This is a genomic window from Sphingobium terrigena (genome assembly GCF_003591655.1).
Classification (GTDB): Bacteria; Pseudomonadota; Alphaproteobacteria; order Sphingomonadales; family Sphingomonadaceae; genus Sphingobium; species Sphingobium terrigena.
The window spans coordinates 268026-286397 of sequence record NZ_QVRA01000005.1 but is presented as its reverse complement, the minus strand read 5'-3'; the positions used below and the strand labels follow the sequence as shown (position 1 = coordinate 286397).

Below are 18372 nucleotides of genomic sequence, written 5' to 3'. Positions count from 1 at the left end.
TGCAAACTCAAGGAGTTCAAGCGCATCGCCATGCGAGCCTGCAAAACAGACCGCAGCTTCGAAGCGATGATCTACCTCGCCGCAGCCGTCATCAATTCACGATGAATCCCCACAAGCCCTAAATGGCCTTTCCGCCGCGCGGCCACAAGGCAAACAGGCAGGCCAATGGCCAGAAATTGGCCCGGCGATGCGGATTTCCCTGCGATTCACCAAAAGTCCTAACGAAAAATTAACCCGCACTCTTCATGCCTTGTTTACGAAGGAGTGCAGCATGGCGTTTTTCAGGTCCGTTTCCATCATCACGCTGACGCTGACGCTGGCGCTCGCTGCCTGCGGCAAGGGGGACAAGGACGCCAGCCTCGCTGCGCTCGATGCGCAACTCACCAACAACGCGGTCGATCCGGCGCTGAAAGGCGCGCTGGCCGACCCGATCGTGGTCGATCCCCAGCTGGTTGGCCAGTCCAACCGCAACGCCGTGCGCCCCGCCGACCGTCCCGCCAATGGCGCAGTGCCGTTGCTGAGTGGCGACGCAGGCAAGGCGCAGGCCGCGGCCTTGCAACAGGCAGGCGGCAAGCTGCTCGCCGCGCCTGCGCCCAGCGAGGGCGAGGCCATGGCATCGACGGTCACCTTGGGCGCGGTCGCCCGCGAACAGGCGGCCCGCAACGGCGGCAACGCTAATTGCAGCAAGCAGCTTGCCTATGGCATGGAATGGGCGCAGCGCCTGCCCGACCCCTTCACCCTCTATCCCGGCGCACAACTGACCGAAGCGGCTGGCGCGGAACGCAATGGCTGCACCCTGCGCGCCGCCAGTTTCGTGACGCCTGCGCCGCGGCAGGGCGTGATGGACTATTATTACACCCTCGCCCGCCGCGCCGGTTATGATGGCGAACATAAGATATTGGGCGGCGATCATGTGCTGGGCGGCACGCGCAAGGCCGATGGCAGCGCCTATTTCATCCTCTTTACCGACGCGCCGGGCGGCAAGACCAGCGTCGACATCATCGCCGATAACGGCAAATAAGCCCCAAATCCTCCCTGCGCCGCAGGTTTGGGGAGGGGGACCGCGCCCGCAGGGCGTGGTGGAGGGGCAATGGCGCGCAGATGCGACCTTTCCCCTTTGACGCAATCGCTGTAGGGGCAGCGGCATGACCAATATTTTCCTTGTTATGGGCGGTGGCGCGGTGGGCGCTGCGCTGCGCTACCAGCTGGGCCGTTTCCTGGGCGCGATGACGCCGGGCGCGACTTGGCCGTGGGGCACGTTCGCGGCCAATCTGATCGGCGGTTTTGCCATGGGCCTGCTGGCTGGCTGGCTGGCGCGCGGCAGCATGGCGTCGGGCGAACCGATGCGGCTGCTGCTGGGTGTCGGCGTGCTGGGCGGCTTCACCACCTTCTCCGCCTTCAGCCTGGAAACGCTGCTGATGATCGAGCGCGGCCAGATCATCGTCGCCCTGGCCTATGTGCTGGCGTCGGTTATCGGTGCCGTCGGGGCGCTGGCGCTGGGCCTGTCGCTGATGCGGAGTGTCGTGGCATGAAGGGTCGTCCTCCCGGCAAGAGCGACGCCCCGCGCGGTCGCAAACCCGCTGCCCCCGGCAAGCCTGTCGCTGGCAAAGCGGCACCCGGCAAAGCCTTCGGCAAGCCCGCCGTCGGTAAAGCGGCTCCCGGCAAGCCGACCGGCGCGCCCGGCCGCGCCCGTGGCGGCGCAAAAGCGGCCACCGCGCGCAAGGGGGAGGGCGGCAAGCCCGCCTTCAAGCCGCCCTTCAAGTCCGGCCCGAAAAAGCCCGCCGCCGCCAAGCCCGCCGCCGCCAAGCTAGCACCCGTGGTGCAGGCCGCCGCGCCCAAGCCATCGGCGGCCAAGGGCGTCTCGCTCGACGTGCGCCAATATCGGGTCCAGCCCGACGATGACGGCATCCGCCTCGACCGCTGGTTCCAGCGGCACCTGCCCGATGTCGGCTTCAACATCGTGTCGCGCTGGTCGCGCACCGGCCAGTTGCGCATCGACGGCGCACGCGCCGCGCCGGGCGATCGCATCGCCGAGGGGCAGATGATCCGCGTCCCCCCCGCCGAAGCCAAGGCCGCGCCCTCCGAACGTCCCGCCAAGCGCGCGATGGTCATCGACCTGACCCCGGACGAGATCGCCTATGTGCAGGAGATGGTGATCCATCGCGACGCGCAGGCGATCGTCATCAACAAGCCGCCCGGCCTTGCCACGCAGGGCGGGACCAAGACCGACGAGCATGTCGACAAGCTGCTCGACGGCCTGATCTTCAACGCCGAATCGCGGCCCAAGCTGGTTCACCGGCTGGACAAGGATACGTCGGGCGCGTTGCTGCTGGCCCGCTCCAGCCGCGCCGCCGCCCATTTCGCCAAGGCTTTTTCCAGCCGCACCGCGCGCAAAGTCTATTGGGCGCTGGTCATCGGCGTGCCTGCCATCGCAGACGGCATGATCGAACTGCCGCTCGCCAAGCAACCTGGCACGGGCGGCGAAAAAATGCATGTCGATGAAGCCGAAGGGCTGCCAGCCCGCACCCGTTATCGCGTCATCGAACGCGCAGGCAATCGCGCCGCCTGGGTCGAGCTGCAACCCTATACCGGCCGCACCCACCAGTTGCGCGTCCATCTCGCCGCGATCGGCCACCCCATCGTCGGCGACGGCAAATATGGCGGCAAGGACAGTTTCCTGACCGGCACGATCAGCCGCAAGATGCATCTCCACGCCCGCCGCATCCGCGTCGATCATCCCGATGGTGGCCGGGTGGACGTGATGGCCGACCTGCCCGCCCATTTCGCCTCCAGCCTGGCCGATCTCGGCTTTGACCTCAGCCTCGGCGACATGCCGCTGGATGATGAGATCGACCGCAGCCCCACGCGCGAGGATGAAAAGAAGTTCGCGCGCCAGCACGCCAAGCAGGTGCGCAAGGACCGCAAGGGCGAACGGCGCTCACGCGGCGGGGGCGAATAGGGACAGCGTCGATGCCTAACCCCCTGGTCGTGTTCGATTGTGACGGCACTTTGGTCGATAGCCAGCATAATATCTGCGCCGCCATGGTTCGCGCGTTCGAGGACGCAAAGCTCGCCGCGCCGGATCGCCTCGCCATCCTCTCGGTCGTGGGCCTCTCGCTGCCCCACGCCATGGCCCGGCTGCTGCCCGAAGCGGAGGCGGATTTTCACGATCATCTCTCGGAGCGCTACAAGCTGGCGTTTCGGGCGATGCGGCGCGAAAATGCGGTGTCCGAACCGCTCTATCCCGGCATCGCCGATCTGGTGCATGATCTGGATCGCGCCGGCTGGCTGCTGGGCGTCGCCACCGGCAAGTCGGATCGCGGCCTGGCGCTCTGCCTCACCCATCATGGCCTGATCGACCGCTTCGTCACGCTCCAGACCGCCGATCGCCACCCGTCCAAGCCGCACCCCTCCATGCTGCTCACTGCGATGGCCGAAGCCGGGGCCGCGCCCGCCACCACCGTCATGATCGGCGACACCAGCTTCGACATCGACATGGGAATGGCCGCGGGCGTGCGCAGCATCGGTGTCGCCTGGGGCTATCACGCCCCGGACGAACTGATCGCAGCAGGCGCGCAGGCGGTGGCCATGGACAGCGCGCAATTGCGCGGCCATATCGGCGCGCCATGACCGACTTTCCGCCTCCACCTCCCGTCGATCCCGAAAAGATCGCCCGCCAGCGCCATTTTGCCATCGGCCTGTTTCGCCTGTCGGGCGCCTTCATCGTCATGTTCGGCTTCCTCGCCATCATGCAGCGTTTCACCTGGGTGCAGGGGGACAAGGCCAAGGCGTTTGGCGCGATCATGGTCATTGTCGGCCTGTTCCAGTTCATGGTCGTCCCGCGCCTGATGCTGGCGCTGTTCAAGCGCACCAAGCCATGAAGCGCTTTTACAAGGACGTCGCGGTGGTTCCCGCTGACGAAGGCTTTGCCATTCAGCTCGACACCCGCCCGGTCCGCACCCCCGCCCGCGCGCTGCTGGCGCTGCCCACGCCAGCGCTGGCCGACGCGGTCGCCGCCGAATGGCGCGCGCAGGGGGAGAGCGTCGATCCCGCCACCATGCCGCTTACCGGCCTTGCCAATGCCGCGATCGACCATATCGTCCCCAATCATGCCAGCTTCGCCGCGGGGATCGCCCGTTATGGCGAAAGCGATTTGCTCTGCTACCGTGCCGAAGCGCCGCAGACGCTGGTAGAGCGGCAGGCGGCAGCCTGGGAGCCGCTGCTCGACTGGGCGCGGGCGCGCTATGACGTCGCCTTCGTCGTGACGCAGGGCATCTGGCCGGTCGATCAGCCCGCGCAGACGCTCGCCCGGCTCGGCGCAGCAGTCGCGGCCTTCGATCCCTTCCTGCTCGCTGGCCTCTCCACGCTGGTCAACCTCAGCGGATCGCTCATCTGCGGCCTCGCCATTGTCGATGGTGGCCATAACCTCGACACCATCTGGCAAGCGGCGGAAATCGACGAAGCCTGGCAGATCGAACAATGGGGCGAGGACGCGCAGGCCGCTGCCCGCAACGCGCGGCGCGCCGCCGATTTTGCCATAGCTGGAGCCTTTTGCGCGATGAGCCGTCTCTGACCCTCTGGGAACCGGCCTGCGCCTTCGTTCATTGTCCCCTGGACTGCTGACCGCAACGACCAAGGAGACCCTGACATTGGCCAAGACCGCCCTGATCGCTTTGATGAGCTTTGCCGCCCCGCTGGCGCTGGCCACCCCCGCCCTGGCGCAGGACGCCCCCGCGACGGCTCAGGCCGCCCCTGCCGCCGCGCAAATGACTCCGGCCCAGATCGCCGCTTTCAACAGCGCGGTCACCGCCTTCACTGCCGGACAGGCCGCCCAGCAGGCGGGCGACAATGCCGGTGCCGTCGCCAAATATGACGCTGCGCTCCCCGCCATCCGCACCGCGGTGGAGGTTGATCCCTCCAAGATCGACAATGTCAATTTCCTCGCCAACGCCCTGTATGCCGACGCCGCTGCCTATGGCGCGCTCGGCCAGATGGACAAGGTGATCGCGCTGTACGGCGAATCGGTGCCGCACTGGCGCAAGGTGGTGGAAGCCAAGCCCACCGACGCCGCCAGCCGCAACATATTGGCGGGCATATTGATCCAGATGGGCAACCAGAAACTCGCCGCCCAGGACAAGACAGGCTCCGCCCCGCTCTACACCGAAGCGCTAGGCTTGGCCCGCAAGTCGGCGTCTGAGAATGCGGCGGACAAGGTCACGAAGAACATCCTCCTTTCCGCCCTGATCGGCGCCAGCCAGACCAGCACCGACACCGCGCTTCAGGCCGAAGCGGTTGCGCTCAGCAAGACGATGCTGGCCGACGGCTCGGTTGACGCGACCAACAAGCCTGCCGCCGAAGCGCTGACCGGCGCGAAGGCGGGGTAATATGTCTGGCGGGAGTTGGAAGCGAACCGCCCCCATCTCCCGTCATGCCAGCGAAAGCTGGCATCCCGCTTTTCTTCGCAACGCCGCGCCGGAAGAACAGAGATCCCGGCTTTCGCCGGGATGACGCTGGAAAAGCTTAACCCGCAACCCCGATCTTGTCCGCATAGAGCAACCGCCCGCTGCCCAGCAGCCCCAGCAGTTGCGGCAACATGTGCGGCGCGACCGCGAAACAGCCTTCGCTGCGCCCGCATTTGCCCCAGGTTGCGATATGATCCTCGCCCACATAGTCCGCGCCATGGACAACGATGGCGCGGGGTTCCGCATTGTTGTTCTGCGGGTCCAGCCCGATCAGCCGCATCGCCCGGCCATGCTGGCCGATATATTGCTCGCCGGTCTTGAACGCGCCCGAACTGCTGGCCAGCGAATTGGGTTCATTGGAAAAACTGTGGAGCCAGCCGCTATGCGCCGGGTCCGACCCCCGGCCATGGGCGACCAGATAGCTGCTGCTCTGCCCGCCGATCAGATCGACGATGTGGAAGCGCAAATCCTTGGACGGTGCATTGAAATCGGCGATCGCCACCCGGTCCCGCAGGGTGAAGGCGTCGCCATGCCGGTCGAGCGCCGCCTTGGCCCGCTCCAGCAGCGACGCATAGGGCTTGGCCGCCACGGGCTGAACGACCGGCGTCGCAGGCACAGGGGCGGGCATCACTGGCACGGCCGCCCGGCCGATGCTGTCGGTTAGAAACGAAAAGGCGAGTCCGCTCAGGGCGAACTTCGTGAAATTGCGGCGATCCATGACGCCAATATAGCAAAGTCGCAGCCCCGCTCCAAGAGCGGGGCGATGCGCCTTATGGGGCGGAACTGCTCGCTTCGTCCACGGGCTGGCTCTCTTCGCCTTCCTGGGGCAGGCGCGCGGTCATGCCAGTGGCGTCGGCATCATCCTGAATCTGCTGCTGTTCCGACACGGACGGGGGTGGCGCGGCCGGAGTCGCGACGGCATTGTTGGACGGCGGCGGCAGCACCGCGTCCGGCTCCTCAATGATGACATTCTCGACCGGCGGCTCGACCAGATTATTGGTCGCGGTCGGCTCTTCCTCCTTCTTGCCGCAGGCTGACAGGGCAAGCGCACCGGCAAGGGCGAACAGGGCAATTTTGCGCATGGGTGGTCAGTCCTTCGATGCGATAGTCGGGGAGGGGAGGGCGGTGGGGTCGGCCCGGCGGCTCGACGCCTCGATCTTGGCGGCCAGCAACTTGTCCCAGCCATAGGGATCGGCGCGGAAACTCATCGTCCCGTTGCTGCTGGCAAAGGCGGTCCAGTAGAGCAGATAGACCGCCACTTCCTGCGGCAGGGACACGCGCTGGGTCTTGCCCGCGTCGATCAGCGTCTGGATCTGCCCGTTCAATTCCGGGTCGCTCGCCACCATCAGTTCGGCCAGCGACACCGGCTTTTCCAGCCGGATGCAGCCATGGCTGGCCAGCCGGTCATAGCTCGCAAATTTGCCGCGCGACGGCGTGTCGTGCAGATAGACCGCGAACGGATTGGCGAAGTCGAACTTCAACCGCCCCAGCGCGCTGTTCGGGCCAGCGGGCTGGACGATCCGTTCGCCGCCTTCGGGCGTCTTGATGATCTTGTAGCCCTGCCTTGCCAGCGTTGCCCGTCCCTTGGGGAACAGCTCCCGCTTGGCGATCGACATCGGTACGTTCCACGGCGGATTGACGACGATCGAATGGATGCTCGACGTCAGCATCGGCGTTGCATTTTGCGGGCTGCCGGTGACTGCGCGCATCGACGTGACCGGCTGGTCGCCCTGAAACACGGTCAGCACGGCGGCGGCGATGTTCACCTGCACCCGGTTGACCGGCAGGCGGCGCGGCATCCAGCGCCACCGCTCCATATTGGCCATGATCGCGGCGATCCGGTCGTCCACGCTGACATTGAGCGCCGCCAGCGTCCGCGCGTCGAGCAGCCCGGTGGGATTAAGCCCATAGCGCCGTTGCGCCCGTTGCAGCACGTCGGTCAGCTTCTCGGTCGGCGTGACGCTCCTGTCCTCCAGCGCGATGCGTGCGCGCACCACCATCGGCGCGGACGTCGCGGTCAGCACTGGCCAGCCACCCTTGTCGCGGATCGCCTCATAGGTGGCCAGCCCCTTGCGCAGGCCGTCATAGCCCGCATAGGGCGGCGTCAGGGCGTTGGCCCATTGCGCCAGCCGATCCTCGGCCACCGCCTTGGCCAGTCCTGGGCGCGGATCGAACCGTTCGGGGCGCAGCGCCCATATCTCCAGGAAATCGGCAGTATCGACCCGCCCGGTGGACAGCGCCTTGGCCCGGTCCAGCAGTGCGTTGACCAGCGCTTCGCCGGTCAGGCTGGCGGTCGCCTTGCTGCGCGCCATCAGCCCCTGTTCTGCGCCACCGCGCAGCCAGCCATTCGCCCACGCCTCCTGCGCCGCCGACAGCGGCGGGATGGGCGCGGGCAATGGCGCTGGCGGCACCGGTTGCACCATGGCCGGGGGCAGCGTCGGCGCGGTGGCCGGGGGTTGCGTTACCGGCGTCTGGGCGTAAGCGGGCAGGGTGCTGGCATTAAGGACACTGGCGCTCAGCAGGGCCAGCGTCGAAAAACGGATCATGTCAGGACGGTTCATGCTGGACCAGATAGCGCAAAGCGGCCACCGTTCAAATCACGATAGCGGAAAAGATCATGCTGCACGTCGTTCACCATCCTGCCTATGTCTCTCCCGCAACACCCGGCAGCCGCTTTCGTTTCGACAAATATGGTCTGGTAATGGAGGCGCTGCGCGAAATTGCGCCGCCCATGACGCTCCACACCCCCGATCCGATGCCGCGCGCCTGGATAGAGGCGGTGCATGACCCCGCCTATGTGGAGGAGGTGCTGACCCTCACCGTCCCGCCGCCCAAGGAACGGCGGATCGGCTTTCCGGTGACGGAACGGGTGATGCGTCGCTCCATTCTATCGCCCGGCGGCACATGGGCGGCGGCGCGGCTGGCGCGCATCCATGGCTTTGCCGCCAATGCCGCAGGCGGCAGCCATCATGCGCTGGCCGATAGCGGGGCGGGCTATTGCGTGTTCAACGACCTGGCCATCGCCGCCAACCGGCTGATCGCGGAGGGGGAGGTGGACCGCATCCTGATCCTCGACCTGGACGTGCATCAGGGCGATGGCACGGCGTCGCTGCTAGCGGGCCGGTCGGACATCTTCACCTTGTCGATCCACGCGGAAAAAAATTTCCCGGTGCGAAAAGCGCGCTCCACGCTCGACATCGGCCTGCCTGACGGGGTGCAGGACGCCGCCTATCTCGCCATCCTGTACGACACGCTGCCGGGCGTGCTGGACGATTTCGCTCCGGACCTCATCCTCTATCAGGCCGGGGTCGATCCGCATGGCGACGATCGACTGGGGCGCCTCGCCCTGACCGATGCGGGCCTCGACGCGCGCGACCGCTATGTCATGCGGCAGGCGCGGGTGCGGGCCATCCCCGTCGCCAGCACCATGGGCGGCGGCTATGGCGAGGATCGCATGGCTATCGCCCACCGCCATGCCGCCTGCATGATCCGCATGGCGCAGGAAGCGGCGGTTTAATGCACCGTCCCGACCGTCGGTTGCGCCCCGTCCATCAGCTTGGCCGCGATTAGCCCTGCCACCGCCAGCGCCACGAAATCGCTGAACCCCAGATAGAGAATATAGCCCCAGGGCGCATGGTTGAACACGGCCTGCCCGATATCCATCCACAGCACCGTCGCCAGCGCGAAGATCAGGCTGACCCGCGCCCGCTCGGCAAAGCCGGTCGTGACGAACCGCAGCGCCAGCGCGATCAGCACGCCCACCACCAGCGCCAGGATCAGCCCGCCGATCAGACTGGCGCTGTCCATCACCGGAAAGCCGCTGCTATTGTAGAAAATCTGCGCCACCGGACCTTTGCCATACAGGATGGTCCCCTCCGCCGTCGCCGGATCGGGGATGGTATAGACGCCGGTGCCGGTGGTGTTGAGCGCCTGCGCCAGCGCCGCCTGCAAGTTGGCGCTCGCCTGCCCCTCGGCGCGGCTCATCGCCAGCGCGCTCAGCGGCGTACCCCAGAAGATGAAGCCTGTGATAAACATCGCAAAGCCGCCCAGCAGGCCGCCGATTACCGTCCGTATCATCATGCTCTCCACTCCCTGTCCCGCCCATGAGGCTAGGCCAGAACGCAGCGGACGCAATATCTATCCGATGATTGTCAGTCCGCGGGGCGCGATGCCTTTTCGGCAATCCCCGACACGCCCTCGCGCCGCTCCAGCTCGTCGCACACATCGTCGAGCGAAATGTCGAGGTCCGCGAGCAGCAGCAGCAGGTGGAACAGCAGGTCCGCGCTTTCGCCAACCACGCCCGCACGGTCGTCCGCCATCGCGGCGATCACCGTCTCGACCGCTTCCTCGCCCACCTTTTGCGCAATCTTGCCACGCCCCCGCGCCGTCAGCTTGGCGACATAGGATGTGGACGGGTCAGCCGATCGCCGCTGGCGGATCGTCTGTTCCAGTTGGTGCAGAGTCTCGCGCATGTCCGTCCTCACGCCTCAGCCAGATTGGTGCCACGCACCGGCACGCCCGCCGCCGCCAGCGCGCGATGCGCGTCGGCGATCGTATGCTGCCCGAAATGGAAGATCGACGCCGCCAGCACCGCGCTGGCATGGCCGACCGTCACGCCTTCGACCAGATGATCGAGCGTCCCCACGCCCCCGCTGGCGATGACGGGGATGGACACTGCGTCAGCAATGGCCCGCGTCAGAGCCAGGTCATAGCCCGCCCTGGTCCCGTCGCCATCCATCGACGTCACCAGCAATTCGCCCGCGCCCAACTCCGCCAACCGCAGCGCATGGTCCAGCGCGTCGATTCCGGTGGGCTTGCGCCCGCCATGGGTGAAGATTTCCCAACGACCCTCGCCGACCCGCCGGGCATCGACCGATCCCACGATACACTGGCTGCCAAAACGATCGGCAATATCCGCCACCAGTTCGGGCCGCGCTACCGCCGCGCTGTTGACCGCCACCTTGTCCGCCCCCGCCAGCAGCAGCGCACGCGCATCCTCCGGCGTCCGCACCCCGCCGCCCACCGTCACCGGCATGAAGCAGACCTCGGCCGTGCGCCGCACCACGTCCAGGATCGTCCCGCGCGCCTCATGCGTCGCGGTAATGTCCAGAAAGCACAGCTCGTCCGCGCCCGCCGCGTCATAAAGCTTTGCCTGCTCGACCGGATCGCCCGCATCGCGCAGATCGACGAAATTGACGCCCTTGACGACGCGCCCGTTGGCCACGTCCAGACAGGGGATGACGCGGGTGCGGACGGTCATGGCTTCACGCCGCCGCCTGCGCCACGGCCAACGCGACTTTCAGGTCCAGCCGCCCGTCATAGAGCGCCCGCCCGGTGATCACGCCCTCAATCCCGTCGTCGGCGTGCAGGCTCAGCACGCGAATGTCGGCAATCCCCGCCACGCCGCCACTGGCGATCACGGGAATGTCGGTCGCCCGCGCCAGATCGACCGTTGCCTCGACATTGCAACCTTTCAGCATCCCGTCGCGGCCCACATCGGTGAAGAGCAGGCTGGCCACCCCCGCATCCTCGAACCGCCGCGCCAGGTCGATCACCGGCATGTCCGATTTCTCCGCCCAGCCGTCGGTCGCGACGAACCCGTCCCGCGCATCGACCGCCACGACAATCCCGCCGGGAAAATCGCGCGCCGCCAGCTTGACGAAGGCCGGGTCTTTCAGCGCCGCCGTGCCGATGACGATGCGCGACACGCCCAGGTCAAACCAGCGCTCCACCGACTCGCGATTGCGGATGCCGCCGCCCAGCTGGACATGGCCCGGAAATGTCTCGACAATCCGCTCGATCGCCGCGGCATTGACTGCATGGCCGGCAAAACTGCCGTCCAGATCGACGACATGCAGATGCTGCGCCCCCGCCTGCGCGAACAAGGCCGCCTGTGCCGCCGGATCGTCGCCATAGACGGTCGCACGGTCCATATCCCCCTCGGCCAGGCGGACGACCTGCCCGTTTTTCAGGTCAATGGCGGGAAAGACGATCAGAGACATGGGCTCACCACAGGATAATCAGAATGACGTGTTCCCGCGCAGGCGGGAACCCAGCTCCGACGTTTCAACTGGGTTCCCGCCTTCGCGGGAACACGGGTTGGCATCATCACGGCTTCCACTCCAGAAAGCGCGACAGGAAGGAAAGGCCGTAGCTCTGGCTCTTTTCCGGGTGAAACTGGCAACCGATGATGGTGTCGCGCGCCACCGCCGCGACCAGCGGGCCGCCATGGTCCGTTACCGCCGCGACATGCGCCGGATCAGTCGCCTCGAAATGATAGCTGTGCAGGAAATAGGCCTCGCCCGGCTCGAGCAGAGGCGGCACGCCATTCAGCACGACATCATTCCACCCCATATGCGGCACCTTGATGCTGGCGTCGCCCGGCTGCATCAGCCGCACCGTGCCGCCAATCCAGCCCAGCCCCTCATGCCGCCCGAATTCCTCGCCAGCGTCTGCCAGCAACTGCATCCCCACGCACACGCCCAGAAAAGGCACGCCCCGCCCATGGACGGCCGCGCCCATAGCCTCGACCATGCCGGGAATCGCGACCAGTGCGTCGCGGCATGCCCGGAACGCGCCTACGCCCGGCAAGACGATCCGGTCGGCCCGTGCCACCACATCGGCGTCAGCGGTGATGACGACATCGTCCGCCCCCGCCTTGCGCAGGGCATTATAGACCGAATGCAGATTCCCCGCGCCATAGTCGATCAGGGCGACCCCGCTCACAACATCCCCTTGGTCGACGGGATCGCATCCGCCTTGCGCGGGTCGATCTCCACCGCCTGCCGCAGCGCGCGGGCCAGACCCTTGAATGCGCTTTCGACGATATGGTGATTATTGCTGCCATAGAGAAATTCGATGTGCAGCGTGATGCCGGCGGCCTGCGCGAAGCTGTGGAAGAAATGCTCCACCATCTCCGCGTCCCATTCGCCGATCTTCTGCACCGTGAAGGGCAATTTGCACACCAGCCAGGGCCGCCCGGAAATGTCGAGCGCCACCCGTGTCAGCGTCTCGTCCATCGGCGAATAGACCGAGCCGTAACGCGAAATGCCCCGCTTGTCGCCCAGCGCCTTGGCCACCGCCTCGCCAATCGCGATCGCTGTATCCTCGGTCGTGTGATGCTGGTCGATATGCAGGTCGCCGACCGTCTTGACGGTCATGTCGATCAGCGAGTGCCGCGACAATTGCTCGATCATATGGTCGAGGAAGCCGATGCCCGTTGACACCGTATAAAGACCCGTGCCGTCAAGGTTGACGGTTACGTCGATCTGGGTTTCCGCCGTGTTGCGGTGAATCTCGGCCGTGCGCATGCTGGCCCTATAGCGCGTGCCGCCCATCTTGCAATCTGGTCCTGCAATGCGGGCCATCCAAACCGGGAGGGGGGGTTGACCCCCTGTTTCGCGCCGTTAGGACATTGGCCCATGAGCGATGACCTGCCCGACAGCCTGATTCCCTATGACGAAATCGTGCAGGAAGCCCTGCGCGCCGTCGTCGGCCGCGTGTTGGGAGAGGTGCAGGCCAGCGGCGGCCTGCCCGGCAGCCACCATTTCTACATCACCTTCAAGACCCAGGCGCCTGGCGTCGACATACCCAAGCGGCTGATCGAGCGCTTCCCGGACGAAATGACCATCGTCCTCCAGAATAAATATTGGGACCTGAAAGTCAGCGACCATCATTTCGAAGTCAGCCTGACCTTCAACCAGGTCGCCGCCCACCTCAACATCCCCTTTGCCGCGATCACCGCGTTTGTGGACCCCGCCGTCAACTTCGCGCTCCAGTTTCAGGTCGCGGGCGACGCCCTACCCGAACCCCATGACGAAGCCGAGAATGACGGCCCGCAGGTCGTGGCGGAAGATGGGTCGAATGTGGTGACGGTGGACTTTGGGAAGAAGAAGTAAGCGCGGGCGGCGATTAGCGCGCGCCTATCACGATCGTCCCCCCTTCGTCATCCCGGACTTGATCCGGGATCCCGCTTCTGTGTGGTTTGGTTGATAATGGCCGATGGGCGACTGACTTTTTTGGGATTCGGATGCTTGGATAGCTGCCATTCCCTTGCCGTCGCCCCCCCGACCAAAGTGAGCCGTTCCGATGCGGTGCCGGGAATGTCAGCCCATGCCGACATCTTCCGTTCTGGACCGCTCAAACCTTACCATCGGAGCCGCCGCCAAAGTAGACGTTCACAGCCTCATTTGGAACCGTTGAAAGCGGGCTCTTGTTCATCAATGGCTCAATGGATGGAATCTCCTGCAAATCCGGGGCAGTGCGCCCTGATGGTTATGCAGATAGCCTGTTCGACGTCAGCCGCTTTTATCATCGTGCCCCTCGGCTGAACTGTTTGCCCCAAGTATGATAATTTCAGGCTCCCAGTCATCGGGAAGATCAGGCGGGCTAACGGAATCCAGATCGAGACGGATGAACGATTTAAGGATCGACTGGAACGTCTCGGAGTCACGTGCCCAATGGATCACTCCGTCAAAATCTTTGGCCAGCAAATGCGTGAGATTAAGCGACGAGCGACGGTTTACGCCGACCGGACTTTCGACCTGCACGATGGCGATCTTGTCACCACCAACCCATCGCACGACATCGGCAGGCATCTCATGTGCATAGTTGCGCCTCCCATCCCAAACTGCCGTCCGAATAGTCTTACCGATCGGCGTCGTGATCCGAAATATCCAAGGGGAATCCTCTTGCGCGACCCCTTGCGTGGCGTAGAATTTAGGGGGTGGCGGGCGATCGAGAATTGCCGCCTTCTGCTCAAGAATTCGACGATGTTGCACGTCGGTCAGTCGATCGAACTGCTTACCTTCTGGATCGAATTGCCGGATATGTTTGGAATATGAGATCTGTGCGGTACCGGCGTCATACACGTCTGAATTTGGAAACGCGAACAGCAGCACCTGGCCTATGAAGCTGCGCAAATGCCGCATCACGATGTCCCAAGCGATATCTTCGTAAACGATCGGAACAATATGGAGCGCCGCTCCCGGTGCTTCCATCGCCAGTCGCTCAATGACAGCAATACCAATCGCGCTGAACGAGTCTCCGTCACCAAGACAGAAGCCAACATGAAAAGTTCGCGGCCCAACGATGGCTTTGAATGTCCGCAAAATGATCCGGGTCGAATCTGGAATGTTCTCATCGCCGGTCAGTTCGCGGATACGCGCACCATTGATCGCAGCGACAGAGGGAAGCACATGAAGATCGATCGTGCCCCCGTAGCTATCGGTATGGGGCCAAGCCTCCCGTTCCTGCCTCTTTCGTTTTGCTTCGCCCACCCTGTAACTCTCCAAATCTAGCTGAATGCCGCGATCACTGTCTCGATGGGGAGGAACAGCGTGCGGCTGTCATCAGGATATTCGATGAACTCAGCAGAGCGGAGGTAAAAGCGCTTGGCGGCATCGTCCTTTGCATGGACCAGCACGGCGCCAATGCCGATGCTCTGGGAGGCGATAGCGATCCGGCGCAATGCGTCCGACAGAATATCAGCTCCGAGACCTTTCCCCGCATAATCGTGATCGACGGCCAAACGCCCGATCACTGAGACCGGAATCGTGTCCGGCGCATTGCGCCGAACCTTGCCGGGAGCAGATCCACGCTCGACCGCGCCAGCGGAAATGCAGAAGTAAGCGACTACCCGATTTCGATCGCAAACGACATAGGTACGCGAGAACCGGCTTTCGTTTTTCCAAGCCCTGTTACGTAGCCAGTCATTCAACGCTGGTTCGCCGCAGTCGAAACCCGACAAATCGTGTGCAGCGGTTAGTGGAACGGGAGCCGAAAGACCAGTGTCGGGGCGTTCCGATGCGCCCCCTATTTCTGCCATGCCGGCACTCGGCGTAGCAGAGAACGCAACTTCGGTCCCGGTGCGGGAGGATTGTCGAGCGCATGCATGAAGGCGTCGTAACGTTCGGAATCCAGCACGAACAGTCGCTGGTCGAGAAGGACGTCGATCGCTTGCCTCCGGGCACTTTCGACCATGAACTCTGTTCGCGTCTTTCCCAATACCGCTGCCGCATCGTCTATGAGCTGGCGAGTGTTGGTTTCGATCCGCAGGTTGATACTCCCCTTCGTATCGGCAGCCGAAGACCGCTCCACGACAATAACAGCCGCCCGATCAGAGCTTTCAGAAGAAGATGTGTGAGCCTTCGGCATGCCTGGCAATATGCCCATTTGTATCCACAATGTCAATACAAATGACTGATCTCGGCGTAAACGGTTGATCCCGGTTGCAGGATCGACCGGCTGCTTTGGCCCAAACCCCCTCTTTCATGGAAGCCGGTCTAGCATGTCTTGGGATGTCTGCTCCCAAGCACTAGGTAATCGCAGTCGAACGTCCAAAAATGGCGCAACCCCGTCACCCCAAATTCCCGCTGTCCTACATCGCCCCCCGGCGCTAACTCTCCATATGCGACATGGGCGAACTTAACGAAGTTTCACACGCCATCCCCTCCAACCAACCCGCCCCGGTCACCGCTTTGCCTGTAACCCCTTGGATTTCCCTCCCCTCACCTTAAATCAGCCTCAGATTTGCGAATGACTCTTAACTGAAAGGCGTCTCCCAATGCCCGCAACCCGCACCGAAACCGACAGTATCGGCGCCATAGAGGTGCCAGCAGACGCCTATTGGGGTGCGCAGACGCAGCGGAGCATCGAGAATTTCCCGTTCGACTCGAACGAGCGGATGCCGATCGGCATCGTCCATGCGCTGGCCATCGTGAAGCAGGCCGCCGCGCGGGTGAACCGGCATCACGGTCTGGATGCCACCCAAGCCGACGCGATCGAAACCGCTGCCGCTGCCGTGGCCGCAGGGCAGCACGACCACCAGTTCCCCCTCGTCATCTGGCAAACGGGCAGCGGCACCCAGACCAATATGAACGTCAATGAAGTGATCGCCGGCATCGCCAATGAAGCGCTCACCGGCACGCGCGGCGGCAAGCATCCGGTGCATCCCAATGACGGTGTGAACTTCGGCCAATCGTCCAACGACAGCTTTCCCACCGCGCTCCATGTCGCCGCCGCCTTGGCGGTTACCAACGCGCTGTTTCCCGCGCTCGACCGGCTCCATGCCGCGCTCGACGCGAAGGCGAAAGCGTGGGACCATATCGTCAAGATCGGTCGCACCCATTTGCAGGACGCGACCCCGCTGACGCTGGGGCAGGAGTTTTCCGGTTACGCGCATCAGGTCTACCGCAGCCGCAAGCGGATCGAGCCTGCCGTCATGCACGGCATGATGGCGCTGGCGCAGGGCGGCACCGCGGTCGGCACCGGTCTCAACGCACCGCCCGGCTTCGATGTCGCGATCGCGGCGGAAATCGCTGCCATCACCGGCCTGCCCTTCCGCACTGCCGACAATAAGTTCGAGGCGCTGGCGTCCAACGATCCGCTGGTCCACCTCTCCTCGACCCTGGCCACGCTGGCCGTCGCGCTCACCAAGATCGCCAACGACATCCGCCTGCTTGGCTCCGGCCCGCGCTCTGGCCTTGGCGAACTGGACCTGCCCGCCAACGAACCGGGCAGCTCGATCATGCCGGGCAAGGTCAACCCGACCCAGTGCGAAATGCTGACCATGGTGGCCGCCCAGGTCATCGGCAATCATCAGGCTGTGACGGTCGGCGGGATGCAGGGCCATCTGGAACTCAATGTGTTCAAGCCGATGATCGGCGCGGCGCTACTGCGCTCGATCCATCTGCTCAGCGTCGGCATGGAGAGTTTCGCGGAACGCTGTGTCGAGGGGTTGGAGGCGAACGCGCCGCGCATCGCCGAACTGGTCGATCGCTCGCTGATGCTCGTCACTGCGCTCGCCCCCGCAATCGGTTACGATAACGCCGCCGCCATCGCCAAGCACGCACACAAGACCGGCCAGACGCTCAAAGCTGCGGGCCTTGAACTGGGGCTGGTGGATGCGGCGACCTTCGACGCGCTGGTGCGGCCGGAAAATATGACATGATCCACATCAGCATGGCGGAACCGCGCGCCGTTCGATACATTAACCCAATATGAAAAAGCCCTTCGCCCCCAAAGCCCCGCTCGTCACCGTCACGGCCCCCAAAAAGGCCAGCCTCCTGCGCAAGGCAGCCCGTATCGGCGCGACCGTGGTGGCCGCCCGCGTCGCGGCGGACACCGGCAAGAAGGGCGTCGTCGGCCTGATCGCAGGCATGGGCGTCAAGCGCCTCATCATGCGCTTCCCCGCTGGCGCGCTGTTCGTAACGGGTGCCTATATGGCGGGCAAAATGTATGAGGCCAAGCGCGAGGTCGATCGCAAGCGCGCGATCAAGGCGCTGCCGGACCTGAGCAAGGAACCAGTCCCGATCGACGCCACGCGCAAGGCCCGCAACGCTTAGAGCGCGGCCTGCCAGTCGCGGACGGCGTCCACCGGAAAGGTCAGCATCAGGACATTGAGCGTCAGATTGTCGCGTATGACCACCAGCGCCAGCAACTCGAACCCGACCGCGACCGCCACTGACAGCCAGACTGGCGCGCGCGACGCGAACAGGAAGCCCAGCGTCATCATCCCGATGTCGCTCATCGAATTGAGGACAGAGTCGCCACTATAGCCCAGCGCGATCGTCGCGGTCCGGTATCGGTCGATGATGATCGGTGAATTTTCCAATATCTCCCAAGCCGATTCCACCGCCACAGCCAGCGCCAGCCGCACCCCGACCGGCCGGCGTCGCAGCAGCCACAGGGTGGCGGGGTAAAAGAGCAGGCCATGGATGACATGGCTCAGACTATACCAGTCCGCGACATGCTGGCTGTTGCCGCTGTCGAGCGCCCCGTGCCACAGATCGACCCGGCCACAGGTGCAGATCGGTGGCCGGTCCATCAGCAGCAGGATGGCGCAGGTCAACAGCGCGATCAGCCCCGCGGCGATCAGACCCCGGCGATGGACCATCTGCCTGTGCCGCAT

24 protein-coding genes are annotated in these 18372 nt (G+C 64.6%); 11 read left to right on the top strand and 13 right to left on the bottom strand.

Annotation, left to right across the window (positions count from 1 at the left end; genetic code table 11):
* Window positions 1-271 precede the first annotated feature (271 nt).
* The 7 genes from D0Z70_RS08180 to D0Z70_RS08150 all read left to right on the top strand — a co-directional run bounded on the left by D0Z70_RS08180 (window position 272) and on the right by D0Z70_RS08150 (window position 5384).
* Entirely contained in the window at window positions 272-1021 is a 750-nt protein-coding gene (locus D0Z70_RS08180) for a hypothetical protein (protein ID WP_119745168.1), read from the top strand.
* 124 nt (window positions 1022-1145) lie between these two features.
* Window positions 1146-1532 (top strand): fluoride efflux transporter CrcB, encoded by a 387-nt coding sequence (gene crcB / locus D0Z70_RS08175; protein WP_119745166.1) that lies wholly within the window; start codon window positions 1146-1148, stop codon window positions 1530-1532.
* The gene (locus D0Z70_RS08170; RefSeq protein ID WP_119745164.1) at window positions 1529-2959 is read left to right on the top strand and encodes an RluA family pseudouridine synthase; all 1431 of its coding nucleotides are present in this window, start codon (window positions 1529-1531) and stop codon (window positions 2957-2959) included. Before crcB ends, D0Z70_RS08170 begins: the two co-directional genes overlap by 4 nt.
* 11 nt (window positions 2960-2970) lie before the next feature.
* The gene (locus tag D0Z70_RS08165; protein ID WP_119745161.1) at window positions 2971-3630 is read left to right on the top strand and encodes an HAD-IA family hydrolase; all 660 of its coding nucleotides are present in this window, start codon (window positions 2971-2973) and stop codon (window positions 3628-3630) included.
* Window positions 3627-3881, top strand: a complete 255-nt coding sequence (locus D0Z70_RS08160; protein WP_119745159.1) for a hypothetical protein — start codon at window positions 3627-3629, stop codon at window positions 3879-3881. Before D0Z70_RS08165 ends, D0Z70_RS08160 begins: the two co-directional genes overlap by 4 nt.
* Window positions 3878-4573, top strand: a complete 696-nt coding sequence (locus D0Z70_RS08155) for an ATP12 family chaperone protein (protein WP_119745157.1) — start codon at window positions 3878-3880, stop codon at window positions 4571-4573. The genes D0Z70_RS08160 and D0Z70_RS08155 overlap by 4 nt, the downstream gene beginning before the upstream one ends.
* Window positions 4574-4676: 103 nt before the next feature.
* Entirely contained in the window at window positions 4677-5384 is a 708-nt protein-coding gene (locus tag D0Z70_RS08150) for a hypothetical protein (protein ID WP_182913894.1), read from the top strand.
* Window positions 5385-5520: 136 nt separating this feature from the next.
* On the opposite strand, the gene D0Z70_RS08145 is transcribed toward D0Z70_RS08150, so the two are convergent.
* Genes D0Z70_RS08145 through D0Z70_RS08135 form a run of 3 tightly spaced genes read right to left on the bottom strand, consistent with a single transcriptional unit; the run spans window position 5521 to window position 8023 of the window.
* The gene (locus D0Z70_RS08145) at window positions 5521-6180 is read right to left on the bottom strand and encodes a murein L,D-transpeptidase catalytic domain family protein (RefSeq protein WP_119745155.1); all 660 of its coding nucleotides are present in this window, start codon (window positions 6178-6180) and stop codon (window positions 5521-5523) included.
* Between the two features lie 52 nt (window positions 6181-6232).
* Window positions 6233-6544, bottom strand: a complete 312-nt coding sequence (locus tag D0Z70_RS08140; RefSeq protein WP_119745153.1) for a hypothetical protein — start codon at window positions 6542-6544, stop codon at window positions 6233-6235.
* A gap of 6 nt (window positions 6545-6550) precedes the next feature.
* Complete coding sequence (locus D0Z70_RS08135; protein WP_119745151.1) at window positions 6551-8023, bottom strand: L,D-transpeptidase family protein; 1473 nt, start codon at window positions 8021-8023, stop codon at window positions 6551-6553.
* Window positions 8024-8079: 56 nt separating this feature from the next.
* On the opposite strand from D0Z70_RS08135, the gene D0Z70_RS08130 reads away from it, so the two are divergent.
* Window positions 8080-8979, top strand: coding sequence for a histone deacetylase family protein (locus tag D0Z70_RS08130; RefSeq protein WP_119745149.1), 900 nt, complete (start codon window positions 8080-8082; stop codon window positions 8977-8979).
* Here D0Z70_RS08130 and D0Z70_RS08125 read toward each other — a convergent pair.
* From D0Z70_RS08125 to hisB, 6 genes are all read right to left on the bottom strand, one after another.
* On the bottom strand, window positions 8976-9542 hold the full coding sequence (locus D0Z70_RS08125) for a hypothetical protein (RefSeq protein WP_119745147.1): 567 nt from the start codon (window positions 9540-9542) through the stop codon (window positions 8976-8978). The two genes, D0Z70_RS08130 and D0Z70_RS08125, sit on opposite strands and share 4 nt — an antisense overlap.
* A gap of 71 nt (window positions 9543-9613) precedes the next feature.
* Window positions 9614-9934: a phosphoribosyl-ATP diphosphatase gene (locus D0Z70_RS08120; protein ID WP_119745145.1), complete on the bottom strand. Its 321-nt coding sequence runs from the start codon at window positions 9932-9934 to the stop codon at window positions 9614-9616.
* Window positions 9935-9942: 8 nt separating this feature from the next.
* On the bottom strand, window positions 9943-10722 hold the full coding sequence (gene hisF, locus D0Z70_RS08115) for an imidazole glycerol phosphate synthase subunit HisF (RefSeq protein WP_119745143.1): 780 nt from the start codon (window positions 10720-10722) through the stop codon (window positions 9943-9945).
* Between the two features lie 4 nt (window positions 10723-10726).
* Window positions 10727-11464 carry a 1-(5-phosphoribosyl)-5-[(5-phosphoribosylamino)methylideneamino]imidazole-4-carboxamide isomerase gene (gene hisA / locus D0Z70_RS08110; RefSeq protein ID WP_119745141.1) on the bottom strand — a complete coding sequence of 246 codons (738 nt, stop codon included), beginning with the start codon at window positions 11462-11464 and terminating at the stop codon, window positions 10727-10729.
* Between the two features lie 106 nt (window positions 11465-11570).
* Window positions 11571-12188 (bottom strand): imidazole glycerol phosphate synthase subunit HisH, encoded by a 618-nt coding sequence (hisH, locus tag D0Z70_RS08105; RefSeq protein ID WP_119745139.1) that lies wholly within the window; start codon window positions 12186-12188, stop codon window positions 11571-11573.
* Complete coding sequence (gene hisB / locus D0Z70_RS08100) at window positions 12185-12772, bottom strand: imidazoleglycerol-phosphate dehydratase HisB (RefSeq protein WP_119745222.1); 588 nt, start codon at window positions 12770-12772, stop codon at window positions 12185-12187. Before hisB ends, hisH begins: the two co-directional genes overlap by 4 nt.
* 111 nt (window positions 12773-12883) lie before the next feature.
* Here hisB and D0Z70_RS08095 point away from each other — a divergent pair, with 111 nt between their 5' ends.
* Window positions 12884-13360, top strand: coding sequence for an SspB family protein (locus D0Z70_RS08095; protein WP_119745137.1), 477 nt, complete (start codon window positions 12884-12886; stop codon window positions 13358-13360).
* A 399-nt stretch (window positions 13361-13759) separates the two neighbouring features.
* Here D0Z70_RS08095 and D0Z70_RS08090 read toward each other — a convergent pair whose 3' ends face one another.
* From D0Z70_RS08090 to D0Z70_RS08080, 3 genes are all read right to left on the bottom strand, one after another.
* Entirely contained in the window at window positions 13760-14740 is a 981-nt protein-coding gene (locus D0Z70_RS08090; RefSeq protein WP_119745135.1) for a hypothetical protein, read from the bottom strand.
* Window positions 14741-14757: 17 nt separating this feature from the next.
* On the bottom strand, window positions 14758-15210 hold the full coding sequence (locus tag D0Z70_RS08085; RefSeq protein ID WP_239018854.1) for a GNAT family N-acetyltransferase: 453 nt from the start codon (window positions 15208-15210) through the stop codon (window positions 14758-14760).
* Between the two features lie 65 nt (window positions 15211-15275).
* Window positions 15276-15617, bottom strand: coding sequence for a type II toxin-antitoxin system TacA family antitoxin (locus D0Z70_RS08080; RefSeq protein WP_119745220.1), 342 nt, complete (start codon window positions 15615-15617; stop codon window positions 15276-15278).
* 409 nt (window positions 15618-16026) lie between these two features.
* On the opposite strand from D0Z70_RS08080, the gene fumC reads away from it, so the two are divergent.
* Entirely contained in the window at window positions 16027-17412 is a 1386-nt protein-coding gene (gene fumC, locus D0Z70_RS08075; RefSeq protein WP_119745131.1) for a class II fumarate hydratase, read from the top strand.
* Window positions 17413-17461: 49 nt separating this feature from the next.
* Window positions 17462-17806 carry a hypothetical protein gene (locus D0Z70_RS08070; RefSeq protein WP_119745129.1) on the top strand — a complete coding sequence of 115 codons (345 nt, stop codon included), beginning with the start codon at window positions 17462-17464 and terminating at the stop codon, window positions 17804-17806.
* On the opposite strand, the gene D0Z70_RS08065 is transcribed toward D0Z70_RS08070, so the two are convergent.
* Window positions 17803-18357 (bottom strand): DUF2585 domain-containing protein, encoded by a 555-nt coding sequence (locus D0Z70_RS08065; RefSeq protein ID WP_182913893.1) that lies wholly within the window; start codon window positions 18355-18357, stop codon window positions 17803-17805. The two genes, D0Z70_RS08070 and D0Z70_RS08065, sit on opposite strands and share 4 nt — an antisense overlap.
* Window positions 18358-18372 lie beyond the last annotated feature (15 nt).

What these genes read in the sequence shown, in the direction of transcription:
- D0Z70_RS08080 (WP_119745220.1), bottom strand. Translation starts at nt 15,617, where the DNA reads ATGCCGAAGGCTCACACATCTTCTTCTGAAAGCTCTGATCGGGCGGCT.
- D0Z70_RS08130 (WP_119745149.1), top strand. Translation starts at nt 8,080, where the DNA reads ATGCTGCACGTCGTTCACCATCCTGCCTATGTCTCTCCCGCAACACCC.
- D0Z70_RS08160 (WP_119745159.1), top strand. Translation starts at nt 3,627, where the DNA reads ATGACCGACTTTCCGCCTCCACCTCCCGTCGATCCCGAAAAGATCGCC.
- crcB (WP_119745166.1), top strand. Translation starts at nt 1,146, where the DNA reads ATGACCAATATTTTCCTTGTTATGGGCGGTGGCGCGGTGGGCGCTGCG.
- hisF (WP_119745143.1), bottom strand. Translation starts at nt 10,722, where the DNA reads ATGACCGTCCGCACCCGCGTCATCCCCTGTCTGGACGTGGCCAACGGG.
- D0Z70_RS08145 (WP_119745155.1), bottom strand. Translation starts at nt 6,180, where the DNA reads ATGGATCGCCGCAATTTCACGAAGTTCGCCCTGAGCGGACTCGCCTTT.
- D0Z70_RS08140 (WP_119745153.1), bottom strand. Translation starts at nt 6,544, where the DNA reads ATGCGCAAAATTGCCCTGTTCGCCCTTGCCGGTGCGCTTGCCCTGTCA.
- D0Z70_RS08155 (WP_119745157.1), top strand. Translation starts at nt 3,878, where the DNA reads ATGAAGCGCTTTTACAAGGACGTCGCGGTGGTTCCCGCTGACGAAGGC.
- D0Z70_RS08070 (WP_119745129.1), top strand. Translation starts at nt 17,462, where the DNA reads ATGAAAAAGCCCTTCGCCCCCAAAGCCCCGCTCGTCACCGTCACGGCC.
- hisB (WP_119745222.1), bottom strand. Translation starts at nt 12,772, where the DNA reads ATGCGCACGGCCGAGATTCACCGCAACACGGCGGAAACCCAGATCGAC.
- D0Z70_RS08135 (WP_119745151.1), bottom strand. Translation starts at nt 8,023, where the DNA reads ATGAACCGTCCTGACATGATCCGTTTTTCGACGCTGGCCCTGCTGAGC.
- D0Z70_RS08125 (WP_119745147.1), bottom strand. Translation starts at nt 9,542, where the DNA reads ATGATGATACGGACGGTAATCGGCGGCCTGCTGGGCGGCTTTGCGATG.
- D0Z70_RS08120 (WP_119745145.1), bottom strand. Translation starts at nt 9,934, where the DNA reads ATGCGCGAGACTCTGCACCAACTGGAACAGACGATCCGCCAGCGGCGA.
- fumC (WP_119745131.1), top strand. Translation starts at nt 16,027, where the DNA reads ATGCCCGCAACCCGCACCGAAACCGACAGTATCGGCGCCATAGAGGTG.
- D0Z70_RS08170 (WP_119745164.1), top strand. Translation starts at nt 1,529, where the DNA reads ATGAAGGGTCGTCCTCCCGGCAAGAGCGACGCCCCGCGCGGTCGCAAA.
- D0Z70_RS08150 (WP_182913894.1), top strand. Translation starts at nt 4,677, where the DNA reads ATGAGCTTTGCCGCCCCGCTGGCGCTGGCCACCCCCGCCCTGGCGCAG.
- hisA (WP_119745141.1), bottom strand. Translation starts at nt 11,464, where the DNA reads ATGTCTCTGATCGTCTTTCCCGCCATTGACCTGAAAAACGGGCAGGTC.
- D0Z70_RS08095 (WP_119745137.1), top strand. Translation starts at nt 12,884, where the DNA reads ATGAGCGATGACCTGCCCGACAGCCTGATTCCCTATGACGAAATCGTG.
- D0Z70_RS08180 (WP_119745168.1), top strand. Translation starts at nt 272, where the DNA reads ATGGCGTTTTTCAGGTCCGTTTCCATCATCACGCTGACGCTGACGCTG.
- D0Z70_RS08165 (WP_119745161.1), top strand. Translation starts at nt 2,971, where the DNA reads ATGCCTAACCCCCTGGTCGTGTTCGATTGTGACGGCACTTTGGTCGAT.
- D0Z70_RS08065 (WP_182913893.1), bottom strand. Translation starts at nt 18,357, where the DNA reads ATGGTCCATCGCCGGGGTCTGATCGCCGCGGGGCTGATCGCGCTGTTG.